Source organism: Peptoniphilus lacydonensis (assembly GCF_900106515.1).
GTDB lineage: Bacteria > Bacillota > Clostridia > Tissierellales > Peptoniphilaceae > Peptoniphilus_A > Peptoniphilus_A lacydonensis.
In genome coordinates, this window is the sequence record NZ_FNWF01000003.1 from 564,223 (window position 1) to 581,538 (window position 17,316).

General features: G+C 28.3%; 14 protein-coding genes and 1 pseudogene. 4 read left to right on the top strand and 11 right to left on the bottom strand.

The genetic code is table 11. The features are described 5' to 3' along the window. Positions 1–21 precede the first annotated feature (21 nt). Positions 22–1,026: a polysaccharide deacetylase family protein gene (locus tag BQ5450_RS04440; RefSeq protein WP_071126103.1), complete on the top strand. Its 1,005-nt coding sequence runs from the start codon at positions 22–24 to the stop codon at positions 1,024–1,026. A gap of 282 nt (positions 1,027–1,308) precedes the next feature. Here the strand turns inward: BQ5450_RS04440 and BQ5450_RS04445 are convergent, their stop codons facing one another. Further along, positions 1,309–2,574 carry a Glu/Leu/Phe/Val family dehydrogenase gene (locus tag BQ5450_RS04445; RefSeq protein WP_071126104.1) on the bottom strand — a complete coding sequence of 422 codons (1,266 nt, stop codon included), beginning with the start codon at positions 2,572–2,574 and terminating at the stop codon, positions 1,309–1,311. Between the two features lie 927 nt (positions 2,575–3,501). On the opposite strand from BQ5450_RS04445, the pseudogene BQ5450_RS08970 reads away from it, so the two are divergent. After that, positions 3,502–3,786: pseudogene (locus tag BQ5450_RS08970) on the top strand (transposase); the annotation flags it as partial. A gap of 349 nt (positions 3,787–4,135) precedes the next feature. Here BQ5450_RS08970 and murI read toward each other — a convergent pair. The 6 genes from murI to BQ5450_RS04475 all read right to left on the bottom strand — a co-directional run bounded on the left by murI (position 4,136) and on the right by BQ5450_RS04475 (position 11,268). Further along, a complete protein-coding gene (murI, locus tag BQ5450_RS04450; protein WP_071126105.1) occupies positions 4,136–4,948 on the bottom strand; it encodes a glutamate racemase in 813 nt (270 codons plus the stop codon). Positions 4,949–5,011: 63 nt separating this feature from the next. Then, entirely contained in the window at positions 5,012–6,226 is a 1,215-nt protein-coding gene (gltS, locus tag BQ5450_RS04455) for a sodium/glutamate symporter (protein WP_071126106.1), read from the bottom strand. Between the two features lie 245 nt (positions 6,227–6,471). After that, positions 6,472–7,182 (bottom strand): CPBP family intramembrane glutamic endopeptidase, encoded by a 711-nt coding sequence (locus BQ5450_RS04460; protein ID WP_010242662.1) that lies wholly within the window; start codon positions 7,180–7,182, stop codon positions 6,472–6,474. Further along, positions 7,163–7,705 (bottom strand): 5-formyltetrahydrofolate cyclo-ligase, encoded by a 543-nt coding sequence (locus BQ5450_RS04465; protein ID WP_010242664.1) that lies wholly within the window; start codon positions 7,703–7,705, stop codon positions 7,163–7,165. The genes BQ5450_RS04460 and BQ5450_RS04465 overlap by 20 nt, the downstream gene beginning before the upstream one ends. A gap of 1 nt (position 7,706) precedes the next feature. Next, on the bottom strand, positions 7,707–10,298 hold the full coding sequence (locus tag BQ5450_RS04470; protein ID WP_071126107.1) for a PD-(D/E)XK nuclease family protein: 2,592 nt from the start codon (positions 10,296–10,298) through the stop codon (positions 7,707–7,709). Next, the gene (locus tag BQ5450_RS04475) at positions 10,279–11,268 is read right to left on the bottom strand and encodes an RluA family pseudouridine synthase (protein WP_010242666.1); all 990 of its coding nucleotides are present in this window, start codon (positions 11,266–11,268) and stop codon (positions 10,279–10,281) included. Before BQ5450_RS04475 ends, BQ5450_RS04470 begins: the two co-directional genes overlap by 20 nt. A 74-nt stretch (positions 11,269–11,342) precedes the next feature. Here BQ5450_RS04475 and BQ5450_RS04480 point away from each other — a divergent pair, with 74 nt between their 5' ends. Next, positions 11,343–12,068, top strand: coding sequence for an endolytic transglycosylase MltG (locus BQ5450_RS04480; RefSeq protein ID WP_071126108.1), 726 nt, complete (start codon positions 11,343–11,345; stop codon positions 12,066–12,068). 24 nt (positions 12,069–12,092) lie between these two features. Here BQ5450_RS04480 and hydF read toward each other — a convergent pair whose 3' ends face one another. Genes hydF through hydE form a run of 4 tightly spaced genes read right to left on the bottom strand, consistent with a single transcriptional unit; the run spans position 12,093 to position 15,743 of the window. Beyond that, entirely contained in the window at positions 12,093–12,887 is a 795-nt protein-coding gene (gene hydF, locus BQ5450_RS04485) for a [FeFe] hydrogenase H-cluster maturation GTPase HydF (protein ID WP_234346993.1), read from the bottom strand. A 53-nt stretch (positions 12,888–12,940) separates the two neighbouring features. Continuing rightward, entirely contained in the window at positions 12,941–13,267 is a 327-nt protein-coding gene (locus BQ5450_RS09305) for a GTPase (protein WP_234347014.1), read from the bottom strand. Further along, positions 13,267–14,688 (bottom strand): [FeFe] hydrogenase H-cluster radical SAM maturase HydG, encoded by a 1,422-nt coding sequence (hydG, locus tag BQ5450_RS04490; protein WP_010242669.1) that lies wholly within the window; start codon positions 14,686–14,688, stop codon positions 13,267–13,269. Before hydG ends, BQ5450_RS09305 begins: the two co-directional genes overlap by 1 nt. Before the next feature lie 14 nt (positions 14,689–14,702). Then, positions 14,703–15,743, bottom strand: coding sequence for a [FeFe] hydrogenase H-cluster radical SAM maturase HydE (hydE, locus tag BQ5450_RS04495; protein ID WP_010242670.1), 1,041 nt, complete (start codon positions 15,741–15,743; stop codon positions 14,703–14,705). Between the two features lie 215 nt (positions 15,744–15,958). On the opposite strand from hydE, the gene BQ5450_RS04500 reads away from it, so the two are divergent. Continuing rightward, complete coding sequence (locus BQ5450_RS04500) at positions 15,959–17,314, top strand: MATE family efflux transporter (protein WP_071126109.1); 1,356 nt, start codon at positions 15,959–15,961, stop codon at positions 17,312–17,314. The last annotated feature ends 2 nt before the right edge of the window (positions 17,315–17,316 follow it).

A 17,316-nucleotide genomic window follows, 5' to 3' on the forward strand; every position in this document is an offset into this window, starting at 1 on the left:
ATATTATCATAGGGAGGTACTATGAACGATTCAAACTACGATAGAAGAAAAAGAATTAGAAGACAAAAGGCAAGAAGAAGAAAGAGAATTAGACAAATTATTTCCCTTTCTCTTCTGGCAATTGTCATAATTTTTACTTTTTCAAAAATTCTTTCTTCTAAAAAACCTGCAAAAGAAATTTCACCATCTATTATGTGGTATTATACAAATGAAATCTGGCCAGATAGACCGAAAAAATATTTTTACGACAGCGACTATATCTCTAACCAAGCTCTAGAACCTTTTAGAGATATTCGAAAAGAATTTATAGTAAAAGGATCAAATCACCTTCAAAAAGTCGATAAATATGCTTACGATGCTAAGGAAATTAGAGAATATATAAAGAAAAATAATTATAAAGGTGATAAAAAAATTGTATTCTTAACTTTTGACGATGGTCCAAATAATGTAATTACTCCACAAATTTTGGATATATTAAAAGAAGAAGATGTTCGTGCTACTTTCTTTTTAGTTGGAAAATCTATTGGCGACAAAACTTCTCAACGAGTACGTGAAATTTTATCTAATGGAAATGCTATTGCAACTCATTCCTTTAGTCATGATTACGACTATTTATATCCAAATAGAACTGTAAATGGCACAAGAGTTTATGAAGAAATAGAAAAAACCAATGGCAGACTAAAAAATATTTTGGGCGATAACTTTCATTCCAGTGTATTTAGATACCCTGGCGGAGAAATGTCTTGGAATAATACAATTGCTTCCAATTCATTAATAGAATCTAATGGAATTCACTGGATTGACTGGAACTGTTTAGTCGGCGATGCAGAAAGAAAGTCTGTTAGACCAACTACAGTTGAAGGATTTGTAAACTACCTCGACAAAAGTTTAAACCAAAATAAAAATACAAAAATTGCCGTTGTTCTAGCACACGATGCTAAAAACAAACAGCTAACTGCCGATTCTCTAAGAGATGTAATAAAATATTTTAAAGATAGAGGCTATGAATTTGGAATTTTAAAATAAAACTTTAAAGATATAAAGATTAAGCTGCAGAAATGCAGCTTTTTCATATAGTTATAAATTCTTCAAAAAACTTATCTTTTAAATATCTTTCAATATGTGTATTTTATCTTTGATAAAATCATAAACTCAATATATTTATTATTACTATATTAATGTTTAAACTAAAATATTTTTAAACTATTTTTGTAACATACATTAAATTTTTCTAAAATAAATAAAAAGCCGCAACTACAAGCTGCGACTTTTATCTTCATTTTTTGTAAAATTTATTTACAGAACAGATTAATACCATCCTCTAAGTTTCATTGCTTTGTCAATTGATTGAATAGCGTACATGTAAACTCCTTCTCTAGGAACTACATCGTATTCGTCACAAATTCCAAATACACCTTCGATAGCTTTCATCATATCTGCTTCTTGTTTTTCTTCTACATCTGCTTCTGTCCAGTACATTCCGTATTGATTTTGAACCCATTCGTAATAAGAAACTAGAACTCCACCAGAGTTAGTTAAGATATCTGGAGTTAGAGGAATTCCTCTTTCCATAAGAGCTTTATCTCCTTCTGGAGTAGTAGGACCATTTGCTGCTTCACAAACTAATTTAACATTAAGTTTTTTAGCAACGTCACCTGTGATTACATTTTCAAGAGCTGCTGGAATTAAGATATCCCATTCGCCTGTCCAAAAATCTTCTTCAGAAATTTTTTCTGCTCCTGGGAATCCAATAAGAGTTTTGTGTTCATTCTTATAAGCAAGAAGTTCTTTGAAATCTAATCCTTTTTCAGAATATAGAGCATAGTTTCCTTCTTTTTTATCCCATTCAGCTAATGCATAAACTTTTCCGCCTTGTCTTTCAATATTCTTAACTGTGAAAGATCCAACATTACCAAAACCTTGAACTGCAATTTTTGCTGTTGCAAAGTCAATTCCTTCACGTTTTGCAGCTTCTCTAGTTACTACTGCAACACCAAAGCCTGTTGCTTCGTTTCTTCCTTCAGATCCGCCAAGTCCAACTGGTTTACCTGTGAAAGTTCCTATGTCTTGTCTATCTCCATTTAATTTGATGTATTCGTCAATAAACCAAGACATAATTTGACCATTAGTATTAACATCTGGTGCTGGAATATCAATTCTTTCTCCAAGATACTTATAAATACCTCTTACATATCCTCTTGAAAGTTGTTCTAATTCTCTATCGGATAATTCAGATGGGTCTACACAAATACCACCTTTTCCTCCACCATATGGAAGACCTAGTGCTCCACCTTTGAATGTCATCCAAAGCGAAAGAGCCTTAACTTCGTCAAGGTTTACATTTGGATGGAATCTACATCCACCTTTTGAAGGCCCAACTGCTGTTGAGTGAGCTGATCTCCAAGCTTTAAAAGACTTAACTGAACCATCATCCATTTTTACTGGAATAGAAATTTCAATAACTCTTTCAGGTTCTTTTAAAATTTCATAAACTGCTGGGTCACAACCTAGTTTGTCACATGCAGCCTTAACTTTTTGTTGAGCTGCTACCAATGGATTTAAAGTATCTGTCATTTTTAACACTCTCCTTTATGTATAATCATGATAACCATTTCTTACAACAATAATTATACCAAATACTTTTATTAAGTTCAAGCCATCAATTTATTTTTAACTAATTGTTTACATTTTCATTATTTATATTTTTTTCATATTTTTTTTAATTATTTTAATTTCAGATAGTAACAAAACTTAATGCATAAAACTCTTAAAAAGATCATTTTAAACCTCATAACCACTACAATATTAAAAAACAAAAAACTAGTAGAAACTAAATAACACAAGTGAATTTTATAAAGATTCTATAATAACTGTTGGGATAAAAAATATACTTCAACATATATTACTAGAACCAATGAAAAGTCTAGACCTTCTATAAGTATTATGTATAGACGAATTTAAAGAATCTATTTGCAAAGAAAAATATCAAGTAAACCTATCAGATTAAAAAGCACAAATATAGTAGCCATATTATTATCTAGGATTGTGGAATAGTTTGTATATGAATAATCCTCCTGATAGTATAATAATAAGCAGGAGGATTTTAAAATGCCAAGAAAAAGACCAGAAACCAAATTAAACAAAATATCCAAGATATTAACTTAAAAATATCATCCAGAAACAGTTGAGAACCTATAAAAAGCTTTGGAAGACCTTCTAGGCGACACAATGGAATAAATATTAAAAGCAGAGTTAGATGAATATCCAGATTATGAATATGGTGAAAAACTACTATCATTAAACACAAGAAATGGATCAAGTAAGAAAACAGTTAAATCATCATACGGAAACATAGACCTAAACATTTCATGATATAGAGAAGATCCTTTGAACCACAAGCATTGAAAAATATCAAAGAGACATATCAAACATAGAAAACCAAAAAGTTCATATAATATAGAGATACAAAAGAACTAATGAAAAACTTAAAAAACAGTATACAAAGCATCAACAGAAAAACTAATACCAAATAATCTAGATATATTTGAAGAAAAATGGGGCAAAAAATACCCAACGTGCGTAAATTCATGGAGAAACAACTGGACTGAATTATCAACGTATTTTAAATACCCAGAAGGAATAAGAAAACTAATATATACAACAACTACCATAGAAAATTTTAATATACAGCTTAGAAAAGTAACTAAAAACAAAACAATATTTCCAAACGACTACGCACTACAAAAAAGCTTGTATCTAGCGATGGTAGATGCTTCAAGTAAATAGATAAGTAGAATAAGAGGATGAGATCAAATATTATCACAACTATAAATATTTTTTGAATGCAGAATCTAAATTTTGCCATTAGCATAATAAAAAATTTGAAGATATACAATTAGCAAAAAGGAAGATTTTTAGAAAAATTTTGACCTTCTAGTTTAATTGTACCAAAATTAGGTTACAAATATCTGAACTATCAGAATTTAGTAATAAAAGTATATTAAAAAAAAACAAAAAAATATCAGCTCACAACCTATCAGGCGGAGCTGATACACAAAACTCTTCACATAACCAGTCTAGACTACTGAACTTTGTATATACGTTTATGTTTATAAAATACCATGAAGAGCTCCTTTTATTTTAACTTTACCTCATTAAATGTTTTATCAATTTTATTAACTATAACAGTTTGAACAACTGATTTGAATTTGTCAATATCTTTAGTTGAATAAAAGTCAATTCTAGGCCTTTCTTCTTCATTTAATAAATCCTTTTGGTCTAATATTTCTTTTAAGTCAATTGCTGTTCTTTTAGCTGGATCTATTAATTCAACACTTTTATTCATCTCTTTTAAGACCTTCTTGAAAGCTCCTCTAGCAAGTGGAAAATGTGTGCATCCTAATATTAATGTATCATAATCAAAATCTTCTAATCCATTTAAATAATTTGATATAGTTCTTTCTACAATTTCATTATTTAAGTTTCCATTTTCAACATCCAAAACTAATTGCGGGGCACCTATGCTCTTCAATTCTATGTCTTTATTAAATTCTTTAATAGTTTCATCATAAACATTGGATTTTACTGTTCCTTCTGTAGCAATTAAAGCAACTTTATTATTTTTGGTAACCAATGTGGCATACCTACAAGCTGGTTCTACTACTCCTATCACTGGAAAATCTAAATTTTTTTTAGCATTTTTGAGTCCATAACAAGTTGCTGTATTGCAAGCTATTACTGCTGCTTTAACGTCATTTTTTCCTAAAAATTTCAAGCATTCAAAAGTGGAATCTTTAACATCTTCTGGGCTTCTCACTCCATAAGGCATTCTAAGAGTATCTCCTATATACTTAAAATTTTCATTAGGAAATACTTTTAATAATTCTCTTAGAACAGATAATCCCCCTACTCCACTATCAAAAACTCCTATCGGATCTTTTTTTTTCATCTTTACTCCTTCTTAATTTTTAAAAAGCATCAGATATTATCTGATGCTTTTTATTCATTCTAGCTAAGCAAATATTCCTAAGAATATTGTTATTATTAAAACATTTGTGAAATCAATAAACATTCCACCAACTATTGGTAATACAAAAAATGCCATCTTTGAATAAACGAATTTATCACAAATAGATTCCATATTAGCGACACCATTAGGTGTGGCTCCCATACCAAATCCACAGTGTCCACCAGCTATTACAGCAGAGTCATAATTATTTCCCATAACTTTATATGTTACAAAATAAGCAAATAGTGCCATTAAAATTGTTTGTGCTAATAAAAGTATAAGCATTGGAACTGCTAGCTCAACTAATTCCCATAATTTTAATGTCATTAAAGCCATTGATAGAAACAAGTTAAGACCTAATTCTCCAGCAATTGAAATCTCTTCATTTGGAAGAAAGTTCGAACCTCTATCAGATATATATCTAAAAAGTATTCCAAGCAACATAGGTCCAATATAAATTGGTAAAGCTGCTTTATCTGTGAGTTTTGCAATTTGACCATTAAAGAACTTTGATATGTAAACTCCAATTCCCATCGCAACTAAAATAGCAAAAAACCCTAATTGAATCTTCTTACCATCTAAAACCTTTTCTTCTTCTTTTAAAATTGACTCATCCACAACAACTTCTTCTTCATTCTTCTTCTTTTCAAGAAGATTATTTTTAAGTATAAGTTTATTAGCTAATGGTCCTCCCATCAACGAACCTACTACCAATCCAAAAGTCGCTGCTGAATAAGCCACTGTTTCTGCTCCCACAACTCCAGATGCTTCAACTAGCGGTGCTATACCTGCACTTGTTCCATGTCCTCCTGTCATAGGTGTAGATCCTGTCATAAGTGCCAAACCTGGTTCTACTCCCACAGGTCTAGCTAATCCTACAGCTAAGAAATTTTGCAAAACGCAAAGAATACTAGCCAAAAGTAAAAATTTGATTACTTTCGGTCCACCAATTTTCAGAATCTTAATACTTGCCCCAAAACCAATACTTGTGAAGAATATTGTCATGAAAAACGATTGTAGTGTTGTGTCAAACTCAAACGCTGCTGTATTAGTTAATCTTAAAATCAAGTGAATTATTGCAAATAAAAATCCACCAATCACAGCTGCTGGAATAGCAAATTTTTGAAAGAAATAAATTTTGCTTCTCAAATACCTTCCTATTAGCAATAATATTACTGCTAACCCAATTGTCTGGATCATGTCCATTTCAATTGTCATAAATATCACCTCTTTATATTTTTATATCTATATTATATCAAAATGTTTTCATTTTTCAAATATAATTTTATTATTTTAATTAGGAAATAATTTATAACAGTAAATTATTCAATTTAAATTCATCAAATAGATATTCACAATTATTTAGAAATAAATTTTATTTTCTTTTAGTTTAACTATTTATAAATACTTTTCTTTTAGTTTTAATTTACTTACACAGTAATCGTTTTCAATTGGTTTTATCTTTAGTTAATTATATTTCCAGCAGTTATATAAAGTCCTATTAAACTCCAATCGTATATTATGTGAATTAAATAGGTCACTGTCAGATTCTTTGAAAACACATAAGACATTGACAGGCCTGCTCGTATTATTGAAATTATCAAAACCGCTTGCAAAATGTTAAAATTATAAGTTGTAATGTGCATTGCTCCAAAAATTACTGAAGATAAAATTATTGCACATATATTTTTAAATGTTTCATTTTCTGTTTTCATTTTATTTATTACAAAAAGAAAGGGAATTATAAAAATTATTTCTTCTGCAATAAACTGTATAATTGTGGAAACAAAAAAGTCTTTAAAGTTATCTGGATTTAAGCTTTCAAAAATAGGATTTGTATTTCCTTCTATTCCAAATTGTTGCATCACTATGCTCGATATTACAATAGCTACTGCACAAAACAAAAGACCCAAAATTATATAAAATATGTCCTTTTTTTTCATAGGCAAAAATATTTTCTTTATAAAATCTCTATCTACAATTAAAAGAGATAATAAACATAGTGCACTCACTGCTACTGCACCTAATATTTCGCTTTTTATATTAAATACATAGAAAATTATTCCTACTCCATAAAAAGATGCAATTGAAACTAATAGTGCTAAAATCCATTTATATGTTTTGGCTTCAATTTTAGGATAAACTCTATTCATTTTATTTGTCAAATTTTTCAAACCCTTCATCTGTCAAAAGATAATCTAATTTTTTGTCATAATCTTCGTGAATTACTTTATCGACTTTCTGATCAGAATATCCTATTCCCATTTTTATTGTATCTACTTTTTCAAAAAACCTGTCGTAAAATCCTCCGCCATATCCAAGGCGATATCCCTCTTTATCAAAAGCAAGACCTGGTGTTATTGTAAGATCAACATCTATTTCTTCTTTTCCTTCCTTTGGTTCAAGTATTCCCATTTTATTTGGCTCTAGATCTTCAATCCCTTCTACTTCTACTGCGATCATTTCTTTTCCCTTAACAAGTGGCACCAAAAGTTTTTTGCCATCTTCTTTTATCATTTCAATTATTTTTAATGTGTCAACTTCTGTTCTATAAGAAATAAAAACAAAAACTGATTTTGCATTCTTATAAATTTCTAAGTTCTTTAAATTTTCTCTAATTTTTTCATCTTTTTCTTTCTTATTTTTTATTTTTGATCTTATTTTTGTATATTTCTTTCTAAGTTCTTTTTTATCCATTTTAATTCTCCTTATTTTCGCAAATTTCTTTATAATTGCAATTTTTACATTTGCTATCTGAATTATAATTGCCACTTTTTATATTAGATACCATGGAAATAATTTCATCTTCTACTCTCTTTAGCAGGTCTTGCAATTCTTCTTCAGTAAAATAATACTTTTTATTATCATCTTTTGGAAGTATATCTGAATTCTTTATTACTGTAACAATTTCTGCTCTTTTCACAGATCCATAATTTGCACTCGCTATTTTCTTACCCTTTTTTACCCTCGATATAGCATAAATTGGCATCTGAAAAGATTTTAAATCTTCAATTTCTTTTTTATTTTTTACAGATGACCTCTTATAATCAATTAAAATTTCTTCATCGGATCTAGCATCAATTCTGTCAATTCTTCCCTTTATCTTTATTCCCGAAACTTCCGTTACAAAACTTTCTTCAAAATATTTTGGCACAAATCCGTACTTTCTCTGTTCTATTAAGTCTTTTTCTATATATCTTTTTAAAATATTAAAAGTATTTATTACAGAAATTTTTTGAAGAAAATTAAGACTTTCAAAATCTCCCAAATTTTCTTCTTCTAAAATAATTTCCTTCAATGTTTTTTCTCTAAAATCTTTTTCTCTTTTAAAATATTTTTCTAAAATATGATGATATTTATCTCCCATGTTTAGATAAAATTTTTCATCATACTTTCTGCTAAATTCCTCAATTTTATAAATTCTCTCAAAAAGAAATTTTCTGGGACAATCTTTTAAAATATCAAAATCTGTCGCAGAATAAACTCTACTACAAATTTTATCATTTATTCTACTAATATATTCTGCACCTAAGTTATAATCATGCTTTGAATTTTCTAACTTCTCTTTTAATTTTAAAGTTTTATATGTTAACTCTCTTTTTTCTATATCTAAATTTAAATCAAAAATTAAAGTATTTAAAAGTTTTGAAAATCCCTTTTCTTCATCTTCATTCAATATAAAAATTTTATCAGCTAAAATTAAATCATATATCAAGTAAATATAATCTCTTTGGAAATTGTCCTTTATAAGTCCAATTTTTGTCATGTACCCTTCTGTTTCTAGTTTATAAATAAAATTACTTTTCATATTATTTTCAAAATTGTGGTCAAATCCTATTAGAAATAGATTACTAAAATATCCAAAATAATTTGACCTGTAATCAGAAATTTCTATTCCTTCTAGATTTTGAACTTCTTCAGTCTTGAAATTCTCAATATATTTTTTAATAATCAATACAAATTCTTCTAAAGTTATTTGGCGATAAAATTCCTCAAGTCTTTTTACTTTATCAAAACTTTCTCTAAGTTTTTTTATAAATCTCAATTCTCTGAAAAGTATAAAATTTAGACTTTCTTCAAGCTGTGAATTTATAACCTCTTCTGCATCTTTTAAATATTTAGAAAAAAATTCTGTATAATAATCAATGCTATTTTTCTTTTCTATTTTTTCAGACTTTAAAAAATCTACACCATATAAAAAATCGACTAAATTTTCATCCTCTATGCTTAAATTTTTTATGTTGTCAAAATTTATTTCATCTAAATTTTTAAAATTAAAGGATATTAGAACAGATTCCAGTTTGTTTTCATTCACAGGTAATTTAAAATAATTGAGTTTCACTCTTTTTATTGTATTAGTTTTGTCTTTTAATACAAAATAATCCATTAAATTTATAAATTCCCTACACAAAAGAGAATTTTCCTTTTTCTTAAAATTAAATTCAAGCTTTTCAAAACTCTCGCGATTTTTTATGCCATCAGCAAGTTTTTTGGATCCTGTTAAAATTTTTACATCAGAAACTTTTTCCTCAAGAAGAGTTAATTTTAACTGAGAAAAAAATAAATTATAAAAATCATCTTTTGTAGATATGGCCTCTATTTTTTTATCCTTTAAATACTCTCGATAATTTAAAAAATTATCCTCACAGACTTCAAATCCAACATTTTTTAGACTATCTATTGTATCTTTTATTAAATCACTTTTGATGAAATTAAAAGGAAAATCTACATAAATATTTCTGTTAGAATTTGAGAGTTCCTCTATTAAATCCATTTCACTCTTTCTAAATTCCAAAAATCCAGAAATTATAATGCTGTCAAATTTACTTTTTTCTAAAAATTCTTTGTCCACATAATCATATAGTTCGTAAGACCTCTTTTCAAAAAATCTTTTATATTGCAAAAAAACTTCTGAAAGTTTTTCAAATAAATCTCCTTCTATTTTTAGGATATCTTCACTTCCTAAATTTTTTTCAACTATATCGTCAAAAAAATCTAGGACAATATCAATAGTTTCAGGAAAAATTTCTTTTTCTTGAAATCTTTCCTTTAAAATCTTTGAAAGCACTATGTATTTTAAAATCGTATCTGGTTTTTTTCTCTTAGCTTTTCCTTTAATTCCATCGAATGTTTCAAATTCTGTCTTAGTTATATCAACGGAATTTTTTAACATATCTCTTATATAAAAATTTATTGCAGCTTGAGATGGCAAGATAACAAGTGTATTCTCTCCCTTCAATTTTTTTAAATCTAGCCTCTTTTTTGGATTTCTAAAAATTATCTTTCTCATTTAATTTTTCACCTAGATCTATTTCAAAAATATTTTCTGCAATATCCATCATTTTTTTGTTAGGCAGATATATAAATTCCCTTCCCTTTAAATTCGGAAATTTTTCTGTTTCAAATACAATTTTATAATTGTGAAGGTACTGACTATCTAAACCTAATTCCCTAAATTTTTTATTAATCCTTTCATCTCCGTATTTTCTGTCACCAATTATAAATAGATCTTTTTCTTTTAGAGATACTCTAATTTGATGAGTCCTTCCCGTTATCAAATTTACAGATAGAAGAGAATAGCCCTTTATATTTTTTAATAAGTGGAATTCTGTCAAAGATTTCTTCCCTTCATTTTTTGTAGTCTTTTTCACAACATTATTTTTGTCTTTTTTTAAATTAATATCCACAGAAAAATCATCTTTTACATTTCCAGACACAATAGTTAGATAATATTTTTTTATCTCTCTATTTTTTATTGCCTCATTTAAATTTTGTAAAGTTTTTAAATTTTTTGCGCCAATTAAAATTCCCGAGGTATTTCTGTCAAGGCGATTTACAAAAGCAGGTCTAAAGGATTTTTCAAGTCTTGGGGAATATTCTTTTTTATAAATCAAATAATCCACCATCCTGTCAAGAGCGTTATCCTTATATATATTACTATCATTGTGAGTGAGCATATTTACAGGTTTTTTTACTAAAATAATATCTTCATCTTCATACAAAATATCTGGAAATTTTGAATGCTTTGATTTTTTAATTTTCTTTTTAAATTTATTTATTGTATCTTCTGAAAGAAATAGTTTTATAATATCTCCTTCATTTATAATATCCTCTGGTTTCGCTTTTTTTCCATTTAAGACAATATTTTTTTTCCTCAAATTTTTATAAATAAAAGATAACGGTGCTTTTTCAAAATAAATTTTCAAAAATCTGTCAAGTCTTCTTCCCTCGTCATTTTTATTAACAATTATTTCTCTCATTGATCTCTCCAAACTTTCCATTTTTTAACTTTACTGATATAATTATATCAAAACGAGATGAAAAGAGGTTTATTTTGAAAAATTTTAACAGAGGCAAACTTTTTTTAATTAAATTTTTGCAAGTTCTATTTTCTATTTTATTTTTATTTGCCTTAATCTTTGTCGTAAAATGGAGAATTGACTCTCTTTATTTAAATTCAATATCACATAAAGATTTAAAAATTGGAGTAACTGACGAATTTAAAAAAATAAGAGATGAAATTTTCGCGACTACTGGTCTTAAAGAAAAAGAATCAGTAAAGCCCATTGTCATATTAGATGAAGATAAAGAAAATAAAAAAGACAAAGAAGAAAATTTAAATGTAAATAAAATAACAATTCCTGAAGGTACAAATGTAGAAACTTTGGGAGAAATTTTGCTTTCAAATAATTTAATAAAAGATGTAAATGCCTATAAATACTTAGTTGATGACATGCAAATAGAAAATTCAATTGTACCAGGAACTTACAACTTTGAAAAAGGTTTGACAGTTAGAGAAATATTGGCAAAAATTTCTAACACCGAACTTAAAAAGTACAATATAAATATTTCTGAAGGTGCAACTCCAAATGATGTGGCAAATTCACTAAAAACCCTTGGAGTAATAAAATCTCCTGAAGATTTCGTAGCAGCTTGCAACAATTTAGGAGTTACAAACTTTGCCCCAGGAGAACATGAAATTATAATGCCGTCAAAGGTTAATAATATAATTAGAACACTTTCAGTAAATGAAGAAAACATCGAAAATAATACGAATTAAAAAAAACTGTGATTCACACCACAGTTAAAAATCAATTTTATCAAGTATCCCTTTAAAATATGCAATTGCAATTCCATAATTTGTAATAGGGATGCTTTTTTCTTTTGCAATTTTTATTCTATTTTTTATATTTTTTGAATTTAACATACATCCGCCACACTGTATTATTAAATCGTAATCAGAGATATTATCTGGAAAGACCGCCCCACTACTTACATCAACTTTTATATTTTCACCAAACTTTTTTTTAATCATATTTGGAATTTTTATTCTTCCAATGTCCTCTTCTGCTGGTGCATGGGTGCAACATTCTGCAATTAAAATTTTGGAATCTTCTTTTAAATTTTTAATTGCACTAGCACCACTTACATACTCTCCTATATCTCCCTTTAACTTCGCAAATAAAATTGAAAAAGATGTCAGTTTTACATCTTTTGGCTTCTTTTCATAAACTTCTAGAAATACTGATGAGTCTGCAACTATTAAATCTGGATTTTTATTTAAAAGCAAAAGTACATCGGAAAGTTCTTCTAGTTTAACCATAGTTACAATTGAATTTTTATCTAAAAGTTCTCTTATGGATTGCACTTGAGGCAAAATCAATCTGTTTTTTGGAGCTGCGATATCCTGTGGAATTACTAATAATACTAAATCTTTTTCTTTTACCATGCCATCAAAAAGTTTTTCTTCTCTTTCTGGTTTAAACTTCAAAAGTTCTTCTAAGAATAAATCTAGACCAAGTTTTTTAAGTGCCGAAACTTCTACAATGGAATAATTTTTAAAATCATCTTTTATTTTTTTTATTTCACTACAGCTCAAGATGTCAATTTTATTTATAACTACAATAATTGGAGTATCTTTAAAACTTTTTATTAAATTTTTTCATCTTTAGTTTCTGTATCAGAGATAACTATTACTGCTATGTCTGTTTTCAAAATCACATCTTCAGTTCTCTTTAGCCTCTTTTCTGCCAATTCTGTATTATCAATTATCCCTGGAGTATCCATCAATAGACAAGGCCCTAGGCTTTTTATTTCCATTGATTTATATACAGGATCAGTCGTCGTTCCTTCTTTACTCGACACAATAGATATATCCCTATCTGCAAAGGCATTTATTAAAGAACTTTTCCCTGAATTTACTTTTCCAAAAAAGCCTATGTGAATTCTATTTCCAGAATTTGTCTTGTTTAGCTCCATCAAAATCTAAAATCTCTCTTTCCAACGGATTCCATTTCATTTATATATTCTGTTGCCTTCCCCTTTACAACTTTATCTGGAATTTTTTTAAGTTCTTCTTCTATTAATTTGTCGCTTAATTCTTTTGTCCTATCATTTCCATAATCTAACATATATTCTTTTAAAGTCATAAGAGCATTTGGTTGACAACAATTTAAAATTTGTCCAGATTTACAAAGTTGCATAAATCTATCTCCAGTTCGTCCTGCTCTATAACAAGCTGTGCAAAAACTTGGAATATATCCCAGTTCTATTAGCCAATCTATTACTTCTTCTAAAGTTCTATTATCTGCAACATCAAATTGGGCCGAATTATCTTCTTTCTTTTCTTCCTCTACGTAACCACCAACAGACGTTTTTGATCCTCCTGATATTTGACTGACTCCAAGTTCAAGTGCACGTTCTCTTACTCTTTTTGATTCTCTAGTTGAAATAATCATGCCAGTGTAAGGTACAGAAACTCTTATAAGTGCAATTAATCTTTCAAAAATATCGTCTGCAAGTTCATTTTTAAATTCACTTGGATCAATATCATCAGCTGGTTGAATCCTTGGAACAGAAATTGTATGAGGTCCCACTCCAAAAGTCGCCTCCAAATGTTCTGCGTGCATTAAAAGTCCAACAAGTTCATATTTATAAGTTTCAAGACCAAATAAAACGCCAATTCCCACATCATCAATTCCTGCTTCCATTGCTCTATCCATTGCCTCTGTGTGATAAGCGTAATTGTGTTTAGGCCCTGTTGGGTGAAGTTCTTCGTAGGATTTTTTGTTGTAAGTTTCCTGGAAAAGTATATAAGTTCCAATTTCAGCCGCTTTTAATTTTTTATAATTTTCCACAGTTGTAGCTGCAATATTTATATTCACTCTTCTTATCTGTCCATTTTTATGTTTTATTGAATAAATAGTTTTTATGGACTCTAAGATGTATTCCATAGTATTATTTACAGGATCTTCCCCAAGTTCAATTGCAAGCCTTTTGTGACCCATGTCTTGAAGTGCAATTACTTCATTTTTTATTTCTTCTTGAGTTAATTTTTTTCTTCTAATATTCTTATTTTTTGCATGATATGGACAATAAACACAACCATTTACACAGTAGTTTGAAAGATAAAGTGGTGCAAATAAAACAATTCTATTGCCATAATGATCTTCTTTTATTTTTCTAGCAAGTTTATAAATTTCTCTTTGAACTTCTTTATCTTCAGTAAATAAAAGTACAGCTGCTTCTCTGTGACTTAGTCCCTTTTCTATTTTTGCTTTTTCTAAAATTTTATCCAAAACTTCTTTATTATTTTTATTTTTTTCCGCAAAATCAAGTGTATCCAAAATTTCTTCGTGATTTATAAATTCTTCTGCAACTCTTGAATCTTTTTTATACATCTTATCCTTCTTTCTCACCTGTAATCTCCCCTATATGGAGAAATTTCATAGCCAATCTTTTTAAGTTTTTCTTCTAAGCCTTTAAAATCGTCAGAATTTTCAACTTCTGTCCCAATTTTATTGTCATACAATTTATAATTTTTCCTAAGTTTCTTTGCACCTACATTTGGCATAAGTACATTTGCCCCTGCGAGAATTCCATTTTCACGTCCAAATTCATCAATACTTCCAAGAGCAGTAGTTGCTGGAAGAAGTATTTTTTCATCTGATATTCTAACAATTGATAAAATTTTTAGAACATCAGATAAATTTCCTCTTTTATAATTTCTAAAAGGTGTATCCTTGTGCGGAATAAATGGTCCCAATCCAACCATTTGAGGTTTTAATTCTAAAATAAAATTCAAATCATCATACAAATTATCATAAGTTTGAAAAGGCGATCCTATCATCATTCCACATCCTGTTTGAAATCCAATTTCTTTTAATTTAAAAATAGAATCAATCCTATTTTTAAAACTCATTGAATTTGGATGAAGTTTCTCGTAATGACTTTTTGAATAAGTTTCGTGTCGAAGTAAGTACCTGTCAGCTCCAATATTTTTAAGTTCTTCAAAATCAGAAAAATCTCTTTCGCCAAGTGACAAAGTAATTGCAGTATCTTCAAATTTATTTTTTATACCTTCAATGATCTTCTTCAAATAATCTAAGGTATAAAAATCATCTTCCCCACCTTGAAGGACAATAGTTTTTATGCCCAAATCCACAGAATGCTCTGCCAAATTTAAAATATCATCTTTAGATAGCCTAACTCTACTAACTTTTTCATTTGCATTTCTAAGACCACAATAAAAGCAATTATTTTTGCAATATGTACTTATCTCTATAAGACCTCTTATATAAATTTTATTTTCAAAATTTTTAATAGTCAAATCTCTTGCAAATTTGTAAAGTTTTTCAGCGTCTTCCTCTTCCAATTTCATGAGATATAAAAAATCATCATAAGAAATATTTTTAGTTTTATAAAATTTTTCACAAATATTTAGTGTTCTGTCCATAAAGTTCCTATCATTTATTAAAAAGAGTAAAAATCTCACAATTTATTATAATACTTATAGATATATAATCAAATATTATAATAATGTCTTCCTAATTTTTGTGTTTTCTTATTTTTTAAAGTACAATATTATTGATTGTATTATAAAAATATTTACTAATTAATAGTAACACGAATTAATAATTTTTTAAAATAATTATATGGAATGATTCAAAGGTGAAAAGTAAATCAATATCAAATATTGAAAAAAATTTAATGACAGAGGGTAACATTTGGAAAACAATTTTATTATTTTCAATCCCTCTAATTTTTGGAAATCTATTGCAACAAACTTATAATACTGTTGACTCAATGATTGTAGGAAATTATGTGGGCGGCAATGCACTTGCAGCTGTTGGATCAAGCACAGCTTTAATTAATTTATTAATATCTTTTAGCCAAGGTATCGCAGTAGGATGTGGCATAATAGTAGCTCAATCCATGGGAAGCGATAAACAAAAAGATATTAGGACTTCAGTTCACACTTCAATAGCAATTTCAATTGTACTTGGTCTTCTAATATCTATTTTGGGATATTTTCTTGCGCCATTTCTTTTAAAGAGTATGAACACACCAAAAGGAGTCATGAAAGAATCCATTAGTTACCTTAGAACATTTTCTTTTGGACTTGTGTTTAATATTATTTATAATATGGAAGCAGGGATTCTTAATGCAGTAGGTAATTCAAAAAGATCTCTTTTATATCTTTTTATAGCTTCTTTTGTAAATATAATACTAGATCTTTTATTTATTAAAAAGCTCGGTTATGGAGTTAAGGGTGCAGCTGTGGCAACAAATATAAGCCAAGCAATTTCTTCTATACTTGCTCTTTTATTTTTGATGAGAGTTCCACAAATTTATAAAGTTCGCCTTTCAAAAATAAAAATACACAAGAAAATGGCCCTTAAAATAATAAAAGTGGGAATTCCCACAGCAATACAAAACACAGTCATATCACTTTCCAATGTAATCATGCAATCTAGTGTAAATGTATTTGGAGCTTTTTCCATGGCAGGATTTGGCGCATTTATAAAAATAGACGGTTTTAATATTTTGCCTGTAATGAGTTTAAGTATGGCAATAACAACATTCTCAGGACAAAATTATGGTGCATCAAAATTTGAAAGAGTAAAAAAAGGAATGTGGATTACTTTAATTATGAGCATTATTTATACGATAATAACTGGAACATTACTTTACAAATTTGCCCCAAATGTAATATCACTTTTTACAAAAGAAACAAAGGTAATAGAATCAGGAGTCCTCGCCGCTAAATTTTTCTGTCCATTTTATTTTCTTTTGGCAATTATGCACTCACTTGCCGGTACAGTTAGAGGAACAGGAAGAACAGTTCCGCCAATGATAATACTCTTAGTGTCACTTTGTGCTTTTAGAATTCTCGCAGTTAAATTTATAATTCCAAACTATAACACAATTGAAAATGTATATATGTTATATCCAATATCATGGGCTATAGGAACAATTTTAATGATTATATACACTGTCAAGGTGGATTGGATGAAACACATTTAAAT

Coding starts and splice junctions, on each gene's coding strand:
- BQ5450_RS04465 (WP_010242664.1), bottom strand. CDS start 7,705: ATGGATAAAAAAGAACTTAGAAAGAAATATACAAAAATAAGATCAAAA.
- BQ5450_RS04475 (WP_010242666.1), bottom strand. CDS start 11,268: ATGAGAGAAATAATTGTTAATAAAAATGACGAGGGAAGAAGACTTGAC.
- BQ5450_RS04445 (WP_071126104.1), bottom strand. CDS start 2,574: ATGACAGATACTTTAAATCCATTGGTAGCAGCTCAACAAAAAGTTAAG.
- gltS (WP_071126106.1), bottom strand. CDS start 6,226: ATGACAATTGAAATGGACATGATCCAGACAATTGGGTTAGCAGTAATA.
- BQ5450_RS04470 (WP_071126107.1), bottom strand. CDS start 10,298: ATGAGAAAGATAATTTTTAGAAATCCAAAAAAGAGGCTAGATTTAAAA.
- BQ5450_RS04440 (WP_071126103.1), top strand. CDS start 22: ATGAACGATTCAAACTACGATAGAAGAAAAAGAATTAGAAGACAAAAG.
- hydE (WP_010242670.1), bottom strand. CDS start 15,743: ATGGACAGAACACTAAATATTTGTGAAAAATTTTATAAAACTAAAAAT.
- murI (WP_071126105.1), bottom strand. CDS start 4,948: ATGAAAAAAAAAGATCCGATAGGAGTTTTTGATAGTGGAGTAGGGGGA.
- hydG (WP_010242669.1), bottom strand. CDS start 14,688: ATGTATAAAAAAGATTCAAGAGTTGCAGAAGAATTTATAAATCACGAA.
- BQ5450_RS09305 (WP_234347014.1), bottom strand. CDS start 13,267: ATGGAGCTAAACAAGACAAATTCTGGAAATAGAATTCACATAGGCTTT.